The 19,603-nt window shown below is 71.1% G+C and carries 18 protein-coding genes and 1 pseudogene; 8 read left to right on the top strand and 11 right to left on the bottom strand.

Annotation, left to right across the window (positions count from 1 at the left end):
- Nucleotides 1–39: 39 nt before the first annotated feature.
- The 5 genes from fabF to OG435_RS15720 all read right to left on the bottom strand — a co-directional run bounded on the left by fabF (nucleotide 40) and on the right by OG435_RS15720 (nucleotide 4,920).
- Nucleotides 40–1,305, bottom strand: coding sequence for a beta-ketoacyl-ACP synthase II (gene fabF, locus OG435_RS15740; RefSeq protein ID WP_266877480.1), 1,266 nt, complete (start codon nucleotides 1,303–1,305; stop codon nucleotides 40–42).
- Between the two features lie 76 nt (nucleotides 1,306–1,381).
- Nucleotides 1,382–1,630, bottom strand: a complete 249-nt coding sequence (locus OG435_RS15735) for an acyl carrier protein (RefSeq protein ID WP_266877479.1) — start codon at nucleotides 1,628–1,630, stop codon at nucleotides 1,382–1,384.
- Nucleotides 1,631–1,692: 62 nt separating this feature from the next.
- Entirely contained in the window at nucleotides 1,693–2,697 is a 1,005-nt protein-coding gene (locus OG435_RS15730; protein ID WP_266877478.1) for a ketoacyl-ACP synthase III, read from the bottom strand.
- Nucleotides 2,698–2,716: 19 nt separating this feature from the next.
- Complete coding sequence (locus tag OG435_RS15725; protein ID WP_266877477.1) at nucleotides 2,717–3,643, bottom strand: ACP S-malonyltransferase; 927 nt, start codon at nucleotides 3,641–3,643, stop codon at nucleotides 2,717–2,719.
- A gap of 89 nt (nucleotides 3,644–3,732) precedes the next feature.
- Complete coding sequence (locus OG435_RS15720) at nucleotides 3,733–4,920, bottom strand: PucR family transcriptional regulator (RefSeq protein ID WP_266877476.1); 1,188 nt, start codon at nucleotides 4,918–4,920, stop codon at nucleotides 3,733–3,735.
- Nucleotides 4,921–5,031: 111 nt separating this feature from the next.
- On the opposite strand from OG435_RS15720, the gene OG435_RS15715 reads away from it, so the two are divergent.
- Complete coding sequence (locus tag OG435_RS15715) at nucleotides 5,032–5,712, top strand: pirin family protein (RefSeq protein WP_266877475.1); 681 nt, start codon at nucleotides 5,032–5,034, stop codon at nucleotides 5,710–5,712.
- Between the two features lie 21 nt (nucleotides 5,713–5,733).
- On the opposite strand, the gene OG435_RS15710 is transcribed toward OG435_RS15715, so the two are convergent.
- Nucleotides 5,734–6,561, bottom strand: coding sequence for a serine hydrolase domain-containing protein (locus tag OG435_RS15710; RefSeq protein WP_266877474.1), 828 nt, complete (start codon nucleotides 6,559–6,561; stop codon nucleotides 5,734–5,736).
- 51 nt (nucleotides 6,562–6,612) lie between these two features.
- Between OG435_RS15710 and OG435_RS15705 the strand changes: the two genes are divergently transcribed.
- Both OG435_RS15705 and OG435_RS15700 read left to right on the top strand, forming a co-directional pair.
- On the top strand, nucleotides 6,613–7,029 hold the full coding sequence (locus tag OG435_RS15705) for a MerR family transcriptional regulator (protein WP_266877473.1): 417 nt from the start codon (nucleotides 6,613–6,615) through the stop codon (nucleotides 7,027–7,029).
- Nucleotides 7,026–8,066 (top strand): annotated as a pseudogene (locus tag OG435_RS15700) (aldo/keto reductase); the annotation flags it as partial. The gene OG435_RS15705 and the pseudogene OG435_RS15700, both read left to right, overlap by 4 nt.
- 182 nt (nucleotides 8,067–8,248) lie before the next feature.
- Here OG435_RS15700 and OG435_RS15695 read toward each other — a convergent pair.
- The 3 genes from OG435_RS15695 to OG435_RS15685 all read right to left on the bottom strand — a co-directional run bounded on the left by OG435_RS15695 (nucleotide 8,249) and on the right by OG435_RS15685 (nucleotide 11,214).
- Complete coding sequence (locus tag OG435_RS15695; protein ID WP_266881769.1) at nucleotides 8,249–9,094, bottom strand: DUF4429 domain-containing protein; 846 nt, start codon at nucleotides 9,092–9,094, stop codon at nucleotides 8,249–8,251.
- Nucleotides 9,095–9,158: 64 nt separating this feature from the next.
- Nucleotides 9,159–10,298, bottom strand: coding sequence for an alpha/beta hydrolase (locus OG435_RS15690; protein ID WP_266881767.1), 1,140 nt, complete (start codon nucleotides 10,296–10,298; stop codon nucleotides 9,159–9,161).
- Between the two features lie 256 nt (nucleotides 10,299–10,554).
- The gene (locus tag OG435_RS15685) at nucleotides 10,555–11,214 is read right to left on the bottom strand and encodes a TetR/AcrR family transcriptional regulator (protein WP_266881765.1); all 660 of its coding nucleotides are present in this window, start codon (nucleotides 11,212–11,214) and stop codon (nucleotides 10,555–10,557) included.
- A 91-nt stretch (nucleotides 11,215–11,305) separates the two neighbouring features.
- Between OG435_RS15685 and OG435_RS15680 the strand changes: the two genes are divergently transcribed.
- The gene (locus tag OG435_RS15680) at nucleotides 11,306–12,922 is read left to right on the top strand and encodes an MFS transporter (protein ID WP_266877472.1); all 1,617 of its coding nucleotides are present in this window, start codon (nucleotides 11,306–11,308) and stop codon (nucleotides 12,920–12,922) included.
- 261 nt (nucleotides 12,923–13,183) lie between these two features.
- Complete coding sequence (locus OG435_RS15675; RefSeq protein WP_266877471.1) at nucleotides 13,184–13,690, top strand: peptidase inhibitor family I36 protein; 507 nt, start codon at nucleotides 13,184–13,186, stop codon at nucleotides 13,688–13,690.
- Here OG435_RS15675 and OG435_RS15670 read toward each other — a convergent pair.
- On the bottom strand, nucleotides 13,671–14,474 hold the full coding sequence (locus tag OG435_RS15670; RefSeq protein ID WP_266877470.1) for a potassium channel family protein: 804 nt from the start codon (nucleotides 14,472–14,474) through the stop codon (nucleotides 13,671–13,673). The genes OG435_RS15675 and OG435_RS15670 overlap by 20 nt on opposite strands.
- A 72-nt stretch (nucleotides 14,475–14,546) precedes the next feature.
- On the bottom strand, nucleotides 14,547–17,279 hold the full coding sequence (aceE, locus tag OG435_RS15665; protein WP_266877469.1) for a pyruvate dehydrogenase (acetyl-transferring), homodimeric type: 2,733 nt from the start codon (nucleotides 17,277–17,279) through the stop codon (nucleotides 14,547–14,549).
- A 444-nt stretch (nucleotides 17,280–17,723) separates the two neighbouring features.
- Between aceE and OG435_RS15660 the strand changes: the two genes are divergently transcribed.
- The 3 genes from OG435_RS15660 to OG435_RS15650 all read left to right on the top strand — a co-directional run bounded on the left by OG435_RS15660 (nucleotide 17,724) and on the right by OG435_RS15650 (nucleotide 19,563).
- The gene (locus OG435_RS15660; protein WP_266877468.1) at nucleotides 17,724–18,149 is read left to right on the top strand and encodes a DUF3052 domain-containing protein; all 426 of its coding nucleotides are present in this window, start codon (nucleotides 17,724–17,726) and stop codon (nucleotides 18,147–18,149) included.
- Between the two features lie 216 nt (nucleotides 18,150–18,365).
- Nucleotides 18,366–18,824: a peroxiredoxin gene (locus OG435_RS15655; protein ID WP_250745560.1), complete on the top strand. Its 459-nt coding sequence runs from the start codon at nucleotides 18,366–18,368 to the stop codon at nucleotides 18,822–18,824.
- Between the two features lie 163 nt (nucleotides 18,825–18,987).
- Nucleotides 18,988–19,563 carry a TerD family protein gene (locus OG435_RS15650; RefSeq protein ID WP_112446263.1) on the top strand — a complete coding sequence of 192 codons (576 nt, stop codon included), beginning with the start codon at nucleotides 18,988–18,990 and terminating at the stop codon, nucleotides 19,561–19,563.
- Nucleotides 19,564–19,603: the final 40 nt, after the last annotated feature.

Raw genomic sequence — 19,603 nt, 5'->3', positions numbered from 1 at the left:
GGAAACCCCGGGCGGGCCTTCTACGCGTCAGCGCCTGGCTCAGACGGTCCGGAACGCCAGCGAGACGTTGTGGCCGCCGAAGCCGAAGGAGTTGTTGATCGCGGAGATCGGGCCCTCCGCCGGGAGCTTGCGGGGCTCGTCGCGCACGATGTCCGCGTCGATGTCGTCGTCCATGTCGTCGAGGTTGATCGTCGGCGGGGCGAGGCGGTGGTACAGCGCCAGCACCGTCGCGACGGTCTCGATGCCGCCCGCGCCACCCAGGAGGTGACCGGTCATCGACTTCGTGGCCGAGATCGCGATGTGGTCGAGGTCCTCGCCCAGCACCTTGCGCAGGGCCTTCAGCTCGGCCGTGTCACCCTGCGGGGTGGACGTGGCGTGCGCGTTCACGTGGACCAGCTCGGCGGGGTCCAGACCCGTGTTGTCGAGCAGGTTCCGCAGCGCGGCCGAGACACCGCGGCCGGTGGGCTCCGGCTGCGCGATGTGGTGGCTGTCCGCGGACAGGCCCTGGCCCAGCACCTCGCAGTAGACGCGGGCGCCGCGCGCGGCGGCGTGCTCGGCGGACTCCAGGACGATGACGCCGGCGCCCTCGCCGAGGACGAAGCCGTCGCGGGCCTTGTCGTACGGGCGGGAGGCCGTGGTCGGGTTCTCGTTGTTCTTGGACATCGCCATCATGTTGGCGAAGGCCGCGATCGGCAGCGGGTGGATCGCCGCCTCGGTGCCGCCGGCGACGACCACGTCGGCACGGCCGGTACGGATCATCTCGACGGCGTAGCCGATGGCCTCGGCGCCGGAGGCGCAGGCGCTGACCGGAGTGTGCACACCCGCGCGGGCGTTGACCTCCAGGCCGACGTTGGCCGACGGGCCGTTGGGCATGAGCATGGGGACGGTGTGCGGGGAGACCCGGCGCACACCCTTTTCCTTCAGTACGTCGTACTGGTCGAGCAGGGTGGTCACGCCGCCGATGCCGGAGGCGATGACGGTGCCCAGGCGCTCGGGCGCGATGGACGCGTCCTCGCCCGCCGGGGCGGTGTAGCCGGCGTCGGCCCATGCCTCGCGGGCCGCGATGATCGCGAACTGGGCCGAGCGGTCCAACTTGCGGGCCAGCGGCCGGGGGAGGACCTCACTCGGGTCCACGGCGGCAGTGGCGGCGATACGGACCGGGAGTTCGGCGTAGCGCTCACCTTCGAGGGGCTTTACGCCGGAACGGCCGGCAAGCAGACCTTCCCAGGTCGAAGCGCTGTCGCCACCCAGCGGAGTGGTTGCGCCGATACCGGTGACGACCACGGTGCGATTGGTCGGGCTCACAGGAATTCTTTCTCCACGTTTCAGGGGGTGAATTGTCACGGCGCCACCGCCAGGTGGCGACAAACGCTCGTCAGGCTCAGGCCTGGTGCTTGAGGATGTAGCTCGCGGCGTCGCCGACGGTCTTGAGACCCTTGACGTCCTCGTCCGGGATCTTCACCTCGAAGCGCTCTTCGGCGGCGACGACGACCTCGACCATGGACAGCGAGTCGACGTCCAGGTCGTCGGTGAAGGACTTCTCAAGCTCGACGTCCTCGGTCGGGATGCCCGCGATCTCGTTGACGATCTCCGCGAGACCTTCGACGATTTCTTCCTTGGTGAAGGCCATGTTGGCGCTCCTTCTATAGCTAGCTGGGGGTCGAACGGAGTCCGGGATGTGGATCCCGGGCCCTAGGGGAGGGTAACGACCGTGGCGGCGTAGACGAGCCCCGCCCCAAAGCCGATGACGAGCGCGGTATCGCCGCTCTTCGCTGCTCCGGTCGCCAGGAGCCGCTCCATTGCGAGCGGGATCGAGGCGGCCGAGGTGTTGCCGGTGGTTTCGATGTCACGGGCGACCGTGACGTGCTCCGGCAGCTTCAGAGTCTTCACCATCGAGTCGATGATCCGCATGTTCGCCTGGTGCGGAATGAAGACGTCCAGGTCATCGGCGGTGATCCCGGCTGCGTCGAGCGCCTGCTGGGCCACCTTGGCCATCTCGAAGACGGCCCAGCGGAAGACCGCCTGACCCTCCTGCGTGATGGCGGGAAACTTTTCTCCGCTGTCCTTGCCGAGGTACTCGTCCCACGGCACGGTCTGCTTGATGGTCTCCGACTTGTCGCCCTCCGAGCCCCACACCGTGGGGCCGATGGCAGGCTCGTCCGAGGGTCCGACGACCACGGCGCCCGCGCCGTCACCGAACAGGAAGGCCGTCGCGCGGTCCTCCAGGTCGGTCAGGTCCGAGAGCCGCTCCACGCCGATGACGAGGACGTACTCCGCGGAACCCTCGACCACGAGGCCCTTGGCCAGGGTCAGGCCGTAGCCGAACCCGGCGCAGCCCGCGGAGATGTCGAATGCGGCGGGCTTGCCCGCGCCGATGCGGTGCGCGATCTCGGTCGCCACGGCCGGGGTCTGCTTGAAGTGCGACACCGTCGAGACGATCACGGCGCCGATCTTCTCCGGAGCGATCCCGGCGGCGGCCAGGGCCTTGCCCGAGGCCTCCACCGACATCGCGGCGACGGTCTCCTGGGGGGAGGCCCAGTGACGCGTCGCGATGCCGGACCGGGAGCGGATCCACTCGTCGGAGGAGTCGATGGTTTCGAGGATGACCTCGTTCGGCACCACGCGGGTCGGACGGTAGCCGCCGACACCGAGGATGCGGGCGTACGGGGAGCCCTTGGCAGGCTTGATCTTCGACATGCTGAGTGGGCTCCTTCTCTCAGACCGCGTGCTCGGATACGAGCGCCGCGGCCTTGTCGAGATCGTCCGGGGTCTTCAGCGCCACGCTCGGTACGCCCTTCAGCGCGCGCTTGGCCAGACCCGTCAGGGTGCCACCGGGGGACAGCTCGACGATCCCGGTGACGCCCAGTGCGGCGAACGTCTCCATGCACAGGTCCCAGCGGACCGGGTTGGCCACCTGGCCAACCAGCCGGGCGACGACGTCGGCGCCCGTGGTCACGACCTGACCATCCTTGTTCGATACGTACGTCAGCGCCGGGTCGGCCGGGGACAGGGCCGCTGCGGCCTTCTCCAGACCGGCGACCGCCGGAGCCATGTGGTGCGTGTGGAAGGCGCCCGCGACCTTGAGGGCGACGACCTTCATGGAACCCTCGGGCTTCTCGGCCTCCAGGGCCGCGATCTGCTCCATGGTCCCGGCGGCCACGATCTGGCCCGCGCCGTTGACGTTGGCCGGGGTCAGACCCAGCTTCTCCAGGTGCGCGACCACGACGTCCTGGTCCCCGCCGAGAACGGCGGCCATGCCCGTCGCGGTGGTCGCCGCGGCCTCGGCCATGGCGAGCCCGCGGGTGCGTACGAAGGACAGCGCGTCCGCGTCGGACAGCACCCCGGCGTACGCGGCGGCGGTGATCTCGCCCACGCTGTGGCCCGCTGCGGCGCCGAAGGCGCCGGGGCCGACCTTGGTGGTCAGTTCGGCCGCGGCGAGCAGGCCCGCGGCCACCAGCAGGGGCTGTGCGACGGCCGTGTCGCGGATCTCGTCCGCGTCGGCCTTCGTGCCGTAGTGGGCAAGGTCGAGCCCGATGGCGTCCGACCAGCCGGCGACGCGGTCAGCGGCGCCGGGCAGTTCGAGCCAGGGAGTCAGGAAGCCGGGCGTCTGTGCGCCTTGGCCGGGAGCGACGAGTACGAGCACCCTCACACTCTCTCTTGTGTTCGGTCCGCGCCGCCCGTGGGGACAGGGACGAAGAACCATCGGGGTAATTGTTGATGTCCGACAAAAGCTTAGGACTGAGGATCGCCGTCGGCCAGACGCCCGAGGATCAGGGCGATCCGCAGCGTGAACGCGGAGCGGACATCCGAGGGCGACCAGCCGGTGACGTCTGTCACACGTCGCAGCCGGTAGCGCACGGTGTTCGGGTGCACGAACAGCATCCGGGCCGCCCCTTCCAGGCTGCTCGCCTGCTCCAGATAAACACTCAGCGTTTCCAGCAGGGCGGAGCCCGCCTCTTCGAGCGGTCTGTAGATCTCCTCCACCAACTGCTCGCGGGCCGAAGGGTCGGAGGCGATCGCACGCTCCGGCAGGAGATCATCCGCGAGGACCGGCCTCGGAGCGTCCTGCCACGCCGTACAGGCCTTGAGTCCGGCCGCGGCCGCCTGCGCCGACTTCGTGGCGTTCAGCAGGTCCGGGACCACCGGCCCGGCGACCACCGCACCGGCCGCGAACGGCCCGATCAGCGACTTCGCCACCTGCATCGGATTGTCGCTGCCCCCCGCGATCACCACGAGCCGGTCGCCCAGCACACCGGTGAGCACCTGCAGCTTGTGGTGGCGGGCCGCCCGCCGGATCGCCTCGACCGTCAGCTCGCTGTCGCCCTCCGGAGCCGTGCCCAGCACCACGCACACGTGCTCGGGGGAGTTCCAGCCGAGGGCCGCAGCCCGGGACAGCGCGCCCTCGTCGGCCTCCCCGGACAGCACCGCGTTGACCACCAGGGACTCCAGCCGGGCGTCCCACGCACCGCGGGCCTCGGCGGCCTGGGCGTACACCTGGGCGGTCGCGAAGGCGATCTCCCGGGCGTACACGAGCAGGGCCTCGCGCAGGATCGACTCGTCGCCGGGCGCCGCGACCTCGTCGATCGCGGTCTCCATGACCTCGATCGTGGTGCGCACCATCTCGACGGTCTGGCGCAGGGTGATCGCCCGGGTCAGCTCGCGCGGAGCCGTCCCGAAGACATCGGTGGAGATCGCCTGGGGGGTCTCCGGATGCCTGAACCACTCGGTGAACGCGGCGATACCGGCCTGGGCGACCAGACCGATCCAGGACCGGTTCTCCGGCGGCATCGCCCGGTACCACGACAGCGTCTCGTCCATGCGCGCGATGGCGTTGGCGGCGAGCCGGCCGGAGGACTTCTCCAGTCGTCGCAGCGTCGCCGCGTGCGGATGGGCCGGAGCCGGATGCGCGGAGTGGACCACGGGTGAATGCTCACGTTCGGGTTGGGGCACGTGACAAGACTGCCTTATCGGGGCCGGTGCGCGGAGTCCGGTCCCGTCCCGGGCCGCGCTCCGGGGGCTACGGTGGCCTCCATGATTGATGTACGCCGAGGCTCCGACCGGTACGAGGGCGGGGGCCCTGACGTCGACGCCGCGGGGATCACCACCCGGCACGCCTTCTCCTTCGGCGCGCACTACGACCCCGACAACCTGCGCTTCGGCCCGCTCCTGGCGTGCAACGAGGAGAGCCTCGCCCCCGGCGCGGGCTTCGACGAGCACCCCCACAGCCACACCGAGATCGTGACCTGGGTGGCCGAGGGAGAGCTCACCCACCGGGACGCCACGGGCGCCGCCACCCTGGTGCGGCCCGGTGACGTACAGCACCTCGCCGCGGCGTCCGGGACCCGGCACGTGGAACGCAACGACGGCCCCGGCCCGCTGCGGTTCGTCCAGATGTGGCTGGCCCCGGCCGATCCGGCCGGGGAGCCCTCGTACACGCTGGTCAGGGGCATCGCCGACAGCACGCCCTACGCCGTGCCCGCCGCCGGGGCCGTCCTGCACGTACGCCGTCCGGGCGCGGGCGAGCGGGTCGCCGTACCGGCCGCCGGACGGGTGTACCTGCACGTCGTACGGGGAGACCTGCGGCTGGACGGCGGATCGGCCGACGGCGCCGAGGAGCTCAGCCCCGGGGACTCGGCGCGGATCACCGGCGAGCCGGAGCTGGAGCTGGTCGCCGGATCGCCGGCCGAGGTGCTGATCTGGGAGTTCTCGTAGGCGAGTCCCCGGGCAGGGGCCTCAGCGGGTCCTGAGCTCGGCGAGCACCGCGTCGGTGAACGGGGGCCAGGCCTCGACGGCCCACGGCCCGAAGGCGCGGTCCGTCAGCGCCACGCAGGCGGCGCGGGCGTCCGGGTCCACCCACAGGAAGGTCCCGGACTGCCCGAAGTGTCCGAAGGTGCGCGGCGAGGAACCGGCGCCCGTCCAGTGCGGGGCCTTCCCGTCGCGGATCTCCATGCCGAGGCCCCAGTCGTTGGGGGCCTGGTGGCCGTAGCCGGGCAGGACGCCCTTGAGCCCGGGGTGGACCACGGCGGTGGCCTCCGCGACGGTGCGGACGTCCAGCAGCCGGGGCTGCTGGAGCTCCGCGGCGAAGCGCAGGAGGTCGGACACGGTGGAGACGCCGTCCTTGGCGGGAGAGCCCTCCAGGCTGCTCGACGTCATGCCCAGCGGCTCGAAGACGGCCTCGGCCAGGTACGCGGCGAAGGGGATCCCGGTGGCCTTCGCGATGTGGTCGCCGAGCTCCTCGAAACCGGCGTTCGAGTAGAGCCGGCGCTCCCCGGGGGGCGCCGTCACCCGGTGCTCGTCGAAGGCCAGACCGCTGGTGTGGGCGAGCAGGTGGCGCACGGTGGAGCCCTGGGGCCCGGCCGGCTCGTCCAGCTCGATGGCGCCCTCCTCGTAGGCGACGAGGGCGGCGTAGGCGGTGAGCGGCTTGGTCACGGAGGCCAGCGGGAAGCGGTGGTCCACCGGGCCGTGCGTACCGAGCACGGTCCCGTCGGCATGGACGACGGCCGCGGCGGCGGTCGGAACCGGCCAGTTCTCGATGATGCGCAGACTCTGCAAGCTCTCCATGCGGCCGAGGGTACTTGCTTGGAGTGCACTCCAAGGATTTAGCGTGGAGGCATGAGCCTGACGCAGACCCCCCTGCAGACGCGGACGCGGTACACGATCAGCGAGGTCGAGGCACGGACCGGTCTGACCCAGCACACCTTGCGCTGGTACGAGCGGATCGGCCTCATGCCGCACGTGGACCGCTCGCACTCGGGGCAGCGGCGGTTCACCGACAAGGACCTCGACTGGCTCGGCTTCGTCGGGAAGCTGCGCACCACCGGAATGTCGGTGGCGGACATGGTCCGGTACGCGGAACTCGTCCGCGAGGGCCCGCACACCGCCGACGACCGGCGCGAACTGCTGGAGCGCACGCGCGACGAGGTACGGACGCGGATCGCGGAACTGACGGACGCGCTCGCCGTCCTGGACTACAAGATCGATACGTATGCGATGTGCACCAACGTCGCGGGAGAGGCAGACCGGACATGACCGGGAACACGGCAGGGAACACGGCAAGGCCCACGGCAGTCCTCGAGCAGGTCGAACTGGGCCGGGGCGGCCCGCTGGTGGGCGTCCAGGGGCTCGGCTGCATGGGCATGAGCGAGTTCTACGGGGCCACCGACGAGGCGGCCGCCCGGCAGACGCTGGACGCGGCGCTGGAGGCCGGGGTCACCCTCTTCGACACCGCCGACATCTACGGGCGGGGCGCCAACGAGGAGTTCCTCGCGCCGTTCGTGGCCGCGCACCGCGACCGGATCACCCTCGCCACGAAGTTCGCCATAGAGCGGACGGACGACCCGCAGTACCGGGCGGTCCGCAACGACCGCGCGTACATCCGCGGCGCGGTGGAGGACAGCCTGCGCAGGCTGGGCACCGACGTGATCGACCTCTACTACATGCACCGGCGCGATCCGGCCGTGCCGTTCGCGGAGTCGGTGGGCGCGATGGCGGAGCTGGTGAAGGAGGGCAAGGTGCTCCACCTCGGGCTCAGCGAGGTGACCGGCGCCGAGCTGCGCGAGGCGCACGCGGTGCACCCGATCGCGGCGCTCCAGTCGGAGTGGTCGCTGTTCAGCCGGGACGTGGAGCGCAGCGCGGTGGGCGCGGCGGCGGAGCTGGGCGTGGCCTTCGTGCCGTACTCCCCGCTCGGGCGCGGCTTCCTGACCGGGGCCTTCGCGGACGCTTCGGCGGATCTGACGGCCGATGACTTCCGGCGCTACCAGCCCCGGTTCACCGGCGACAACGCGAGGACGAACGCGGCGCTGCTGGCGCCGGTACGCGAGATCGCGGCGGCCCGCGGGGCCACGCTGGCGCAGATCGCCCTGGCGTGGGTGCAGCGGCGTTCGGCGGTGCACGGTCTGACGGTGGTCCCGATTCCGGGCACCCGCAAGCCCTCCCGCCTCGCGGAGAACACGGCGGCGACCCGCATCACCTTGACGGCAGCGGAACTGTCCCTCCTGGACCCGATCGCCACCCAGGTGGCGGGCGACCGCTACCCCGACATGAGCTCCACGTCGGCGGCGCGGGAGGGGCAACCGCGCCCGGCGCCGTTGCCGGGGGCCAGCCCCCGGACCCCCGCTCCTCAAACGCCGGAGGGGCTGGATTCTCGCCGGCGGCGGGCACATTCAGCCTCGCCGGCGTTTGAGGCGCGGGGTCTGGGGCGGAGCCCCAGGGAACGGTGGAAGGGTGGGTAGGGGACAGCCCCGCAGGGTCAGGCCCCGGCCGTGAAGCGGTCACGTAGAGCGCGGTACTCGGCGTCGGTGAGCAGCCCCGCGCTGTGCAGCTCGGCGAGATGCTGGATCCGCTCCCAGGACCGCTGCGGGGGCACGGCCGCGACCGGGCTGCGCACCCGCAGAGCCGCGAGCACCGCCGCCGCGAACGGCAGTGACTCGTGCACGGCCCCGCACCCCACGCCGAAGACCACGGAGGCCAGATCGTGGTCCGGCCGCGGATCACCGACCCCCTCGCGGGGCAGCAGCCGCAGGTGGCCTCCGGGCCGTTCCGGGGAGTGCCAGACCAGTCCGGCCAGGGCGGCCAGCGGATACCGCTGGTCGCCCGCCTTCCACTTGGCGCTGGTGGCCCCGGTGCGCGACCAGCGGAAGGTGACGGCGCCGCCGTCGAAGGAGAGCCGGGCGTCGTACGCCTTCAGCGTGGCCGGCGGCTCCGGGACGCGGACGAGGAACCGCTCGGCCGGTCCGGCGGGACCGAGCCGCTCGCGCAGGGCCTCGGTGAAGGCGGCCGCCCGGACGGCCCCCGCGCCGCCACCCGGCAGCACCAGCCGGTACGGATCGCAGACTTCGCGCAACTGCCCCGCCGCGGCCTCCATCAGCGGGTCCGCTCCCGCCCGCACGCGGGCGTGCAGCACCAGGGTGTCCCGCCGTCCCACGGTCAGGCCCACCCCGGTCAACGCCTCCACAGGAATCCGGCGTTCCCCCAGGGCGTGCCAGAGTCTGGGCGTTCGTATCCCCCGTGCGAAGCGGATGATGAGCGAGTTCGTGGTGCGGTCGAACTCCCAGACGGCATGGTTTCCGGCCAGTACGTCACCCATGCGGCACATCGTAAAGGGACGCACCCCCGTGCGTCCCCCCGCTGCGAGGTCCGATTTCGGGTCGTCGGAGCGGTCAGGGACCGTCCGTACCGGATGTTCCGCGTCGGCAGGTGTCGTCCCCGGCGGCGCACACGGTGGAACCGAACGCACCGGTTCCGATTTTGGCGAAGTTGTCCAGAGATTCGGTCCCTGGCTCGAAGTAGCCGGTGTGACTCTTGGCCTTGGCCGCCGACAGGACCCGCGCGCCGAACTCCGGGGAGACCGGATCCGCGCCGTGGCCCAGGCCCCCGAACTCCAGGTGGGGCACGTCGGCGATCCAGTCACCGGCATCCCGCATCGCCCACACCCGCGCGGAGGTCCCCAGCTCGGCGGCGTTCCCGGCGCGCATGCCGGGGCTGCCCGCCACCACGATGTCCGTGACCCGGGGCGGCAGTTCGTGCGCCGCCACCCCGCAGACCACGGATCCGTAGCTGTGGCAGAACAGCGCCACGCTCGCCCGCCCCGGCAGCCCTGAGGTCAGCGTGCGCAGCTTCGCCGCGCCGTCCACGGCCAGCCGCCCGGTCGCCGCGTCCATGCCGACTCCGGTCGGGGCGGTGTAGCCGGCCCAGGCGATGACCGCGGTCCGGCTGCCGGGGGCGGCCGCGCGCTCGGCCGCGTACAGGGACTCGGCCATGCCGACGGGGGAGGTCAGCCGGCGCACCGTGCGCTCGAAGGTGAGCGCGTCAGTGTCGACCCCGGGGACGACCACCGAGACCCGGCGGGCCTCGCGGAGGTCGCCGAAGACCTCCGCGACGAGGGCGCCGCCGGTGGGGTCGAAGACGAGGATCTGCCGGCCGGGCTCGGCGAGGGACTCGAAGCGGTGGGAGCGCCGGGCGGCGGTGGCGCGGTCGGAGGGAGCCAGCGTGATGTCGTGCGCGCGGATGCCCTCGACCCGGGCGGCCTCCTGCAGGGCCATCCGGTTGGCCCGGTAGCGGACACCGGGCGGCACGCCGTCGAGGTTGCCGACCACCAGCGGATGGCCCTCGGCGAGCCGGGCGTGCTGGGCGCCGTCGAGGCTCGCGAAGAAACGTGCCACCACGCCTGCCGGGGCATCCGCGGCGGGCAGGGCCCGGCCGTCGAAGCGCGACGCAGCCCAGGACGCGAGCGCCGCCTGGCGCGGGGACGGGTCGTCCGCGGCCCGGTAGACGGCCGTCCAGCCCGTGGTGGCGAGCATCAGGAAGACCACCGTCAGCGCGAGCAGCGCGTGCAGGGCGGCCGGGCGCGCGGGGGCGTCGGCGGGGCGGGGATGGGCGGGGCCGGGCAGGTTCACTGAGCCCAGCCTAGGAGACCGCCGAGCGTGCCTGCGCGCCGGGTGACGGGACTCACGCCCGACCGTGGGACGGCCGGCGGCGGCGCTCCCGTACGGGACCGGGCGTGCGGGCGTCCGCATCCGTACGGGTCTTCGCCCGGCCGGTCGGGAACCGCGCAGGTCAAGCGGGCCGGCGCCAGTCGGAGGCCAGCGCCGGGCCGATCTGGTCGAGGTAGACCTCGGTCATCCGCCGGATGGCGGCCACGCTGGTGTCCTCGCCCTGCCCCCAGAGCCGTCCGGTGACGCGCATCACCCCCGTGAAGGCGGCGACGGCCACCCGCGGGCGCGGGTCGGCGTCCACGTCCAGGCCCTCGCGCTCGGCCAGCAGCCGGGCGATGCGCTCCTCCAGCTCGGTGGAGCGGCGCAGGTGCACGGCGAGCAGGGCCGGGGTGGACTCGATCAGCTGGTAGGTGCGCATGTACAGGTCGATGGGGACCAGGTCGGAGATGGCCTCGTCGACGGTGTCCCAGGCCGCGAGCACGGCCGAGCGCATGGCCTCGAAGGGGCCCTCGGCGGGCGGGCGGGAGTGCAGCGCCTCGACGAAGTGCGATTCGACCAGGTCCTGGACGGCGAAGGCGACCTCTTCCTTGTTGGCGAAGTACCGGAAGAAGGTGCGCTGGGAGACGTCAACGGCGTCGGTGATCTCGTCGACGGTGGTCTCCTCGTACCCCTGGGCGATGAAGAGGAGGAGGGCCGCGCGCAGCAGTGCGTCGCGCGTGCGCTGTTTCTTGCGCTCGCGCAGTCCGGCCGGCGGTGCGGACGCGGGCCGCTGATCGGTCATCACGGCCGTCAGGGTACCTGTGACCGACCTGACAGAGGTTGTCCGACGAACCGGTCTGTGAAGTGTCAGTCGCTGTCACTAATCTGTCCGCATGACTAGTCAGATCACCGTCGACGGCGGGGACGCACTCTCGCTCACCAAGGAACCGGGCCCCTCGCCGGCCCGTACGGGCCTCCGGGGCCACCCGTGGCTCACCCTGTTCGCCGTCGCGATCGGCGTCATGATGGTCACCCTCGACGGCACGATCGTCGCCGTCGCCAACCCGGCCATCCAGAAGGACCTCGGTGCCTCGCTCGCCGACGTCCAGTGGATCACCAACGGCTACCTGCTCGCCCTCGCGGTCTCCCTCATCACCGCGGGCAAGCTCGGCGACCGCTTCGGCCACCGCCAGACCTTCCTCATAGGCATCGCCGGCTTCGCCGTCTCCTCGGCGGCCATCGGCCTGTCCAGTGGAGTCGAGCTCGTCATCGGCTTCCGCGTCGCCCAGGGCGTCTTCGGAGCGCTGCTGATGCCCGCCGCGCTGGGCCTGCTGCGCGCCACCTTCCCGGCCGAGAAGCTCAACATGGCCATCGGCATCTGGGGCATGGTCATCGGCGCCTCGACCGCCGCCGGGCCCATCGTCGGCGGCCTGCTCGTCGAGAACGTGAGCTGGCAGTCCGTCTTCTTCATCAACGTGCCCGTCGGCATCCTCGCGCTCGCCTTCGGCCTGTTCATCCTGGTCGACCACCGGGCCGAGAACGCCCCGCGCTCCTTCGACGTGCTGGGCATCCTGCTGCTGTCGGCCGGGATGTTCTCGCTGATCTGGGCGCTGATCAAGGCCTCGGAGTGGGGCTGGGGCGACACGAAGACGCTCGCCTTCCTCGGCGGTTCCGTCCTGTGCTTCGTGGCCTTCGCCTTCTGGGAGAACTCCGTCTCCGAGCCGCTGATCCCGCTCGGGATGTTCCGCTCGCTCCCGCTGTCCGCGGGCACGGTGCTGATGGTCCTGATGGCCTTCGCCTTCATGGGCGGGCTCTTCTTCGTCACCTTCTACCTGCAGAACGTCCACGGCATGAGCCCCGTCGACAGCGGCCTGCACCTGCTGCCGCTGACCGGCATGATGATCATCGGCTCGCCGCTGGCGGGCCTCGCCATCACCAAGGTCGGCCCCCGGCCGCCGCTCGTCGCGGGCATGGTCGCCACCGCCGTCGCCTGCTTCGGGATGGCCCAGCTGACCCCGGGCTCCTCCACCCCCACCATGTCGCTCTGGTTCGCCCTGATGGGCCTCGGGCTCGCGCCCGTCATGGTCGGCGCCACCGAGGTCATCGTCGGCAACGCCCCGCTGGAGCTCTCGGGCGTGGCCGGCGGTCTGCAGCAGGCCGCCATGCAGGTCGGCGGCAGCCTGGGCACCGCCGTGCTCGGCGCGGTCATGGCGAGCAAGGTCGGCAGCGTCTTCGAGGACAACTGGGCCGGGGCCGGACTGCCGCCGCTCACCCCGGAGCAGGCGGACCTCGCGGAGAAGGGCATCCAGGTCGGCATCTCCCCGATCCCGCCGGAGGCTCCCGAGCAGCTCGCGGCGACCATCACGGGGGTCGCGCACGACACGTTCGTGTCAGGGATGAGCACGGCCTTCACCGTCGCGGGCGTGGTCGCGGTACTCGCCGCGGTCGTGGCCGGCTTCACCAAGCGCGGCGAGAACGCCGCCGCGGGAGCGGGCGCGGCCCACATCTAGCTCCGCCCCGGCCTCCCGCCCCGGCACGGTGTCCCGCTGGCACCGTGTCCCGGGCCGGGCGGCCGTGGCGGTCACGGTGGCCCCGGAGGCGTCAACTCCGGGGCCGAGGCAGCCCCGCCGGGCGATCCGGCGGGGTTGTCGCCTATCAGGGTGGACACGCTCGCGGCCCCTTCCGCCGGGACGTCCGCGCAGGTCAGCGTGGTGCCGACGGAGCTTCGGAATCGGTCCGGGGCCCGTACGTCCACCAGGAGTTGACCCGTCATGCGTACGTGGAGCACCACTTTCTCGCAGCGCACCGCCGCCACGGCCACCGTTCTCGCCGCCACCCTGCTGATCCCCGGCACCGCGGAATCCGCCCACGCGGCGGGCCTCGCCCCGGCGCAGCCTCAAGCGCAGGCCCGGGCGCAGGCCCGCGCCGACGCTCCGGCTCCCGTACGGGCCTCCGGGCGGGCCAAGACGAAGGGGCGGGCCGCCGGGCCGCCGGCCCTCGGGGCCTGCGCCACCGGGCAGCTGTGCCTGTGGGCGAAGCCGGAGTTCAAGGGGGCCCGCACGACCCACGAGCTCAGCACCCTCGACATCAACAGCTGCACCGCCCTGCCCGCCGGGACCACCGCCCAGTCCCTCACGAACCGGACCGGCCGCCCGGTCACCACCTACCAGTCCGCCGAATGCGCCGAGACCGGTGAGTTCCAGACCTACCCGGGCGACGGGGTCTGGCTGCCCCAGTCGCCCTACCAGGTCAGGGCGTTCAAGGTGTGGGAGCGCTGACGGCGCCGCCGCCCGCCTGGACCGGCCCGGCCTGGGCGCCGACCCCGGCGCCCAGGCCGGGCTGCCCGCCGAGCCGGGCGACCTCGGCACGCAGCGCCCGTACCTCCGCCGTCAGTTCGGTGATCGCCGCCGTCTGGGCGCGCTCGACCAGGTCGTCGCGCTCGAAGCGGGAGATGAACCAGGCCGCGATGTTCGCGGTGACCACACCCAGCAGGGCGATCCCGGACAGCATCAGCCCGACCGCCAGCAGCCGTCCGAGGCCCGTGGTGGGGGAGTGGTCCCCGTACCCGACCGTCGTCATGGTGGTCACCGACCACCAGAGTGCGTCCCCGAGGTTCTTGATGTTGCCTTCGGGGGCGTCGCGCTCCACGCTCAGCACCGCCAGCGAGCCGAACATCAGCAGGCCGACCACCGAGCCCGCCACGTACGTGGTGAGCCGGATCTGCGGGGCCATCCGGGCCCGCCGGCCCACCAGCATCAGGGTGGAGACCACCCGCAGCAGCCGCAGCGGCTGGATCATCGGCAGCACCACCGCCGCCAGGTCCAGCCAGTGGGTCCGTACGAAGGCCTTCTTCGAGTCCGCCAGGCCCAGCCGCATCAGGTAGTCGGCGGCGAAGGCCGCCCACACCACCCACTCCGCGTGCCGGCAGGCGCTGTGCACCGCCTGGCTCGCGTCGGGCAGGACGATGGGCACCGCGTAGGCCACGCCGAATCCCAGGGCGAGCACCAGCAGCGGCGTCTGCGTGCGGCGTTCCCACCGGGCCTGGGGGGAGGGTTGTTTCATGCCGAGCATCGTAAAGAACGCGTAAGGGGCGCCGGGACAGGTGTACCGGCGCCCCTCACGCAGAAGTGACGGCTACGCGTCGCCCCCGGCCGCGCCCGGGTCGGCCGCCCGGACGTCCAGCAGCTGGTACCGGTCGATCGCCTGCTTCAGCGCCGAACGGTCGATCTTGCCCTCCTTGGCCAGCTCGGTCAGCACCGAGAGGACCACCGACTGCGCGTCGATGTGGAAGAAGCGCCGGGCCGCGCCCCGCGTGTCCGCGAAGCCGAAGCCGTCCGCGCCCAGCGAGGTGTACTTGCCGGGCACCCAGCGCGAGATCTGGTCCGGGACCGCCCGCATCCAGTCGGAGACCGCGACGAACGGACCCTCCGCGCCGGACAGCTTGGTGGTCACGTACGGGACGCGCTGCTCCTCCTCCGGGTGGAGCAGGTTGTGCTCCTCCACGGCGACGGCCTCGCGGCGCAGCTCGTTCCAGGAGGTCGCCGACCAGACGTCCGCCTTGACGTTCCACTCGGCGGCCAGGATCCGCTGCGCCTCCAGCGCCCACGGCACCGCCACGCCCGAGGCCATGATCTGCGCCCCGACGGCTCCCGAGGTGCCCTCGGAGATCCGGTGGATGCCCTTGAGGATCCCGTCCACGTCCACGCCGGCCGGCTCGGCCGGGTGCTGGATCGGCTCGTTGTAGACCGTCAGGTAGTAGAAGACGTCCTCGGCGTCGGGGCCGTACATGCGCCGCAGACCGTCCTTGACGATGTGCGCGATCTCGTACCCGTACGCCGGGTCGTAGGCCACACAGCCCGGGTTCGTCGAGGCCAGCAGCTGCGAGTGGCCGTCAGCGTGCTGCAGGCCCTCACCCGTGAGGGTGGTCCGGCCGGCGGTCGCACCGAGGACGAAACCGCGCGCCAGCTGGTCGGCCATCTGCCAGAACTGGTCACCCGTGCGCTGGAAACCGAACATCGAGTAGAAGACGTAGACCGGGATCAGCGGCTCGCCGTGCGTCGCGTACGCCGAACCCGCGGCGATCAGCGAGGCCGTGCAGCCCGCCTCCGAGATGCCGTCGTGCAGCATCTGGCCGGTCGGCGACTCCTTGTACGCGAGCAGCAGGTCGCGGTCGACCGCCTCGTACTGCTGGCCCAGCGGGTTGTAGATCTTGGCGCTCGGGAAGAACGCGTCCATGCCGAAGGTGCGGTACTCGTCGGGGGCGATCAGCACGAAGCGCTTGCCGATCTCCTTGTCCCGCATGAGGTCCTTCAGGATGCGGACGAAGGCCATGGTGGTGGCGATCGACTGCTGTCCCGAACCCTTCTTGGCGGCCGCGTACGTGGCGTCGCCCGGCAGCTGGAGCGGCTTCGCGCGCACCACGCGGGTCGGCACGTAGCCGCCGAGCGCGCTGCGGCGGTCGTGCATGTACTGGATCTCGGGGGAGTTGCGGCCCGGGTGGTAGTACGGCGGCGCGCCGTCCTCCAGCTGGGCGTCCGTGATCGGGATGTGCAGACGGTCGCGGAAGCGCTTGAGGTCGTCGGCCGTCAGCTTCTTCATCTGGTGGGTCGCGTTGCGGCCCTCGAAGTTCGGGCCGAGCGTCCAGCCCTTGACCGTCTGCGCCAGGATCACCGTCGGCTGGCCCTTGTGGGCCTTGGCCGCCGCGTAGGCCGCGTAGACCTTCTTGTGGTCGTGACCGCCGCGGCCCAGGTGCTGGATCTGCTGGTCGGTCATGTTCTCGACCATGGCCCGCAGCCGGTGGTCGCCGCCGAAGAAGTGGTTACGGATGTACGCGCCCGTCTCGGTGGCGTACGTCTGGAACTGGCCGTCCGGGGTGGTGTTCAGCTTGTTGACCAGGATGCCGTCGCGGTCCTGGGCCAGCAGCGGGTCCCAGGAGCGGTCCCAGATCAGCTTGATGACGTTCCAGCCGGCGCCGCGGAACTGCGACTCCAGCTCCTGCATGATCTTGCCGTTGCCGCGGACCGGGCCGTCGAGGCGCTGCAGGTTGCAGTTGACGACGAAGGTCAGGTTGTCCAGGTGCTCGCGGGACGCGATGGAGAGCTGGCCGAGCGACTCCGGCTCGTCCATCTCGCCGTCGCCGAGATACGCCCAAACGTGTGACTTGGAGGTGTCCGCGATCCCGCGGGCCTCCATGTACCGGTTCATCCGGGCCTGGTAGATCGCACCGAGCGGGCCGAGGCCCATCGAGACGGTCGGGAACTCCCAGAAGTCCGGCATGAGCCGCGGGTGCGGATAGCTGGAGAGGCCGTACGGGGCCTTCGACTTCTCCTGGCGGAACGCGTCGAGCTGCTGCTCGGAGAGCCGGTCCAGGAGGTAGGCGCGGGCGTAGATGCCGGGCGAGGCGTGGCCCTGGAAGAAGATCTGGTCGCCGCCGTCGCCCTCGTCCTTGCCCCGGAAGAAGTGGTTGAAGCCCACGTCGTAGAGGGAGGCGGAGGACGCGAAGGTGGCGATGTGACCGCCGACGCCGATGCCCGGGCGCTGGGCGCGCGAGACCATGACGGCCGCGTTCCAGCGGGTGGCGTTGAGGACCTTGCGCTCGATCTCCTCGTTGCCGGGGAAGAAGGGCTCGTCCTTGGTGGCGATCGTGTTGACGTAGTCCGTGGAGCGCATCTCGGGCACGGCCACGCGCTTCTCGCGGGCGCGTTCCATCAGCCGCAGCATCAGGTAGCGGGCGCGCTCACGGCCCCGCTCGTCGACCGCGGCGTCCAGGGAGTCGAGCCACTCCTGCGTCTCTTCCGGATCGAAGTCCGGTACCTGACTCGGCAGGCCACCAATGATGATCGGATTGCGATCGGATGCGGAAGCCACGCTGTTCCTTCGCTGTCGGGGGAGTCGTGCTGAAGCCGTGCTGGGGTTCGCCGCCTCCCATGGTCTTACGCTCGGCAGAAATCGTCATCTTTACCGTTGGGTAATCCCTGGAGGTGGCGGGATTGTGCTGGCTGTGGCGACGACAACGCCCAAACCGCAACCTTACGCCCACGACGATCACCCCCTTCGCAAGGCCGTTCGTCCCTCAAACAGGTGCGAAAGTCCCGGGGCCGTGCCGAATGAGGTGGAATGGTGTGGGATGAATCACGAGGGGTACATGCGGAAGGGCTGAAAGTTGCGGCGAGACGGCCGCAATCGTCACCGTTTCGACGGTCTCGGCGGCCGGGTACTTGCGCGATCCGCCGCGCCCGTGTGGACTACGCCCATGCTGCGCGTACGCGCGCCGCCGAAGAACATTCACCGAACATGAGCAGGAGGCACCCCGTGAGCGCGACCGCGGACCACGCGGAGAACCTGGCCGCCAGGCTGGGTTTCCAGTCCGAACAGGTGGTCCAGGAAATCGGCTTCGACGACGACGTCGATCAGGAATTCCGTGATGCCGTAGAGGATCACGTCACCGAACTCGTCGATGAGGACTACGACGATGTCGCAGACGCGGTTCTGCTGTGGTTCCGGGAGGACGACGGCGACCTGACGGACGCCCTGGTCGACGCGACCGAGCTGGTCGAGGACGGCGCACTGATCCTGCTGGTGACCCCCAAGACCGGCAAGGACGGTTTTGTCGAGGCCAGTGACATCAGCGAGGCCGCCGAGACCGCCGGCCTCTCGCTGGCGAAGGGTCTCCCCGTCGGCAAGGAGTGGACCGCCACCAAGCTGGCGACTCCGAAGACGGCCAAGTCCAAGCGCTGAGCCGCGCCCCGCAGTCATGCGGACCCACGCACCCCGCCCGCCGGAACCTTTCCGGTGGGCGGGGTGCGTGCGTTTCGCGGGCGGCGCGGAGCCGGACGCGCGGGGCGCGCGGGGGCGGACCCCCGAGCGGACCCACAGGCGGACCCATAAGGTGGGATCACCCGAACAGCCCAACGCAGGGGTGCGGGACGAACGCGGCACGAAGGGATGCGACAGATGGCGATCGAGGTCGGCAGCAAGGCCCCGGACTTCGAACTCAAGGACAATCACGGCAGGGTCGTGCGGCTCTCCGACTTCCGGGGTGAGAAGGCCGTCGTTCTGCTCTTCTACCCCTTCGCCTTCACCGGCGTCTGCACCGGCGAACTCTGCGAGCTGCGCGACCAGCTGCCGCGCTTCCAGAACGACGACGTGCAGCTCCTCGCCGTCTCCAACGACTCGGTACCGACCCTGCGCGTCTTCGGCGAGCAGGAGGGACTGGAGTACCCGCTGCTGTCGGACTTCTGGCCGCACGGGGAGGCCTCCCGCGCCTACGGGGTCTTCGACGAGGAGAAGGGCTGCGCGGTGCGCGGCACCTTCGTCATCGACCGCGACGGGATCGTGCGCTGGAGCGTCGTCAACGGACTGCCCGACGCACGTGACCTGAACGAGTACATCAAGGCCCTCGACAGCCTCTGAGTCCGTGCCGCAGGCTCATGGGCACGGTGTGCCGGCAGGCACGCGGGCCCGTTCGCCTGGAATAAGCCCGTACAGGCGGGAACCCGTCACTAGGATCGAAACGTTGATCCGGTAGCAACCGCACGACGGGGCCCCGCCCCACACAAAACCTTATGGAGGACCCGTGGGAGTCAGCCTCAGCAAGGGCGGCAACGTCTCGCTGACCAAGGCCGCGCCGAACCTGACGGCGGTCATCGTCGGACTGGGCTGGGACGCTCGCACCACCACCGGTGTCGACTTCGACCTCGATGCCAGCGCGATCCTGACCAACGACCAGGGCAAGGTCGCCAGCGACGCGAACTTCGTCTTCTTCAACAACCTGAAGAGCCCCGACGGCTCGGTCGAGCACACCGGTGACAACACCACCGGTGAGGGCGAGGGCGACGACGAGGCGATCAAGGTCAACCTCGCCGGCGTGCCCGCCGACGTGGCCAAGATCGTCTTCCCGGTCTCGATCTACGAGGCCGAGAGCCGCCAGCAGAGCTTCGGTCAGGTCCGCAACGCGTACATCCGCGTCGTGAACCAGGCCGACAACGCCGAACTCGCCCGCTACGACCTGTCGGAGGACGCCTCGACGGAGACCGCCATGGTCTTCGGCGAGCTCTACCGCAACGGTGCGGAGTGGAAGTTCCGCGCCATCGGTCAGGGCTACGCCTCGGGCCTGCGAGGCATCGCGCAGGACTTCGGCGTCAACGTCTGATCCTGCTCGACCAGAGCAGTCGTACCATCCGTCCGGCGCC

Origin of the sequence: Streptomyces sp. NBC_01264, assembly GCF_026340675.1 — a bacterium.
GTDB lineage: Bacteria > Actinomycetota > Actinomycetes > Streptomycetales > Streptomycetaceae > Streptomyces.
Note: the sequence above shows the minus strand (reverse complement) of the source record. Positions and strands in the feature narration are given on the sequence as shown.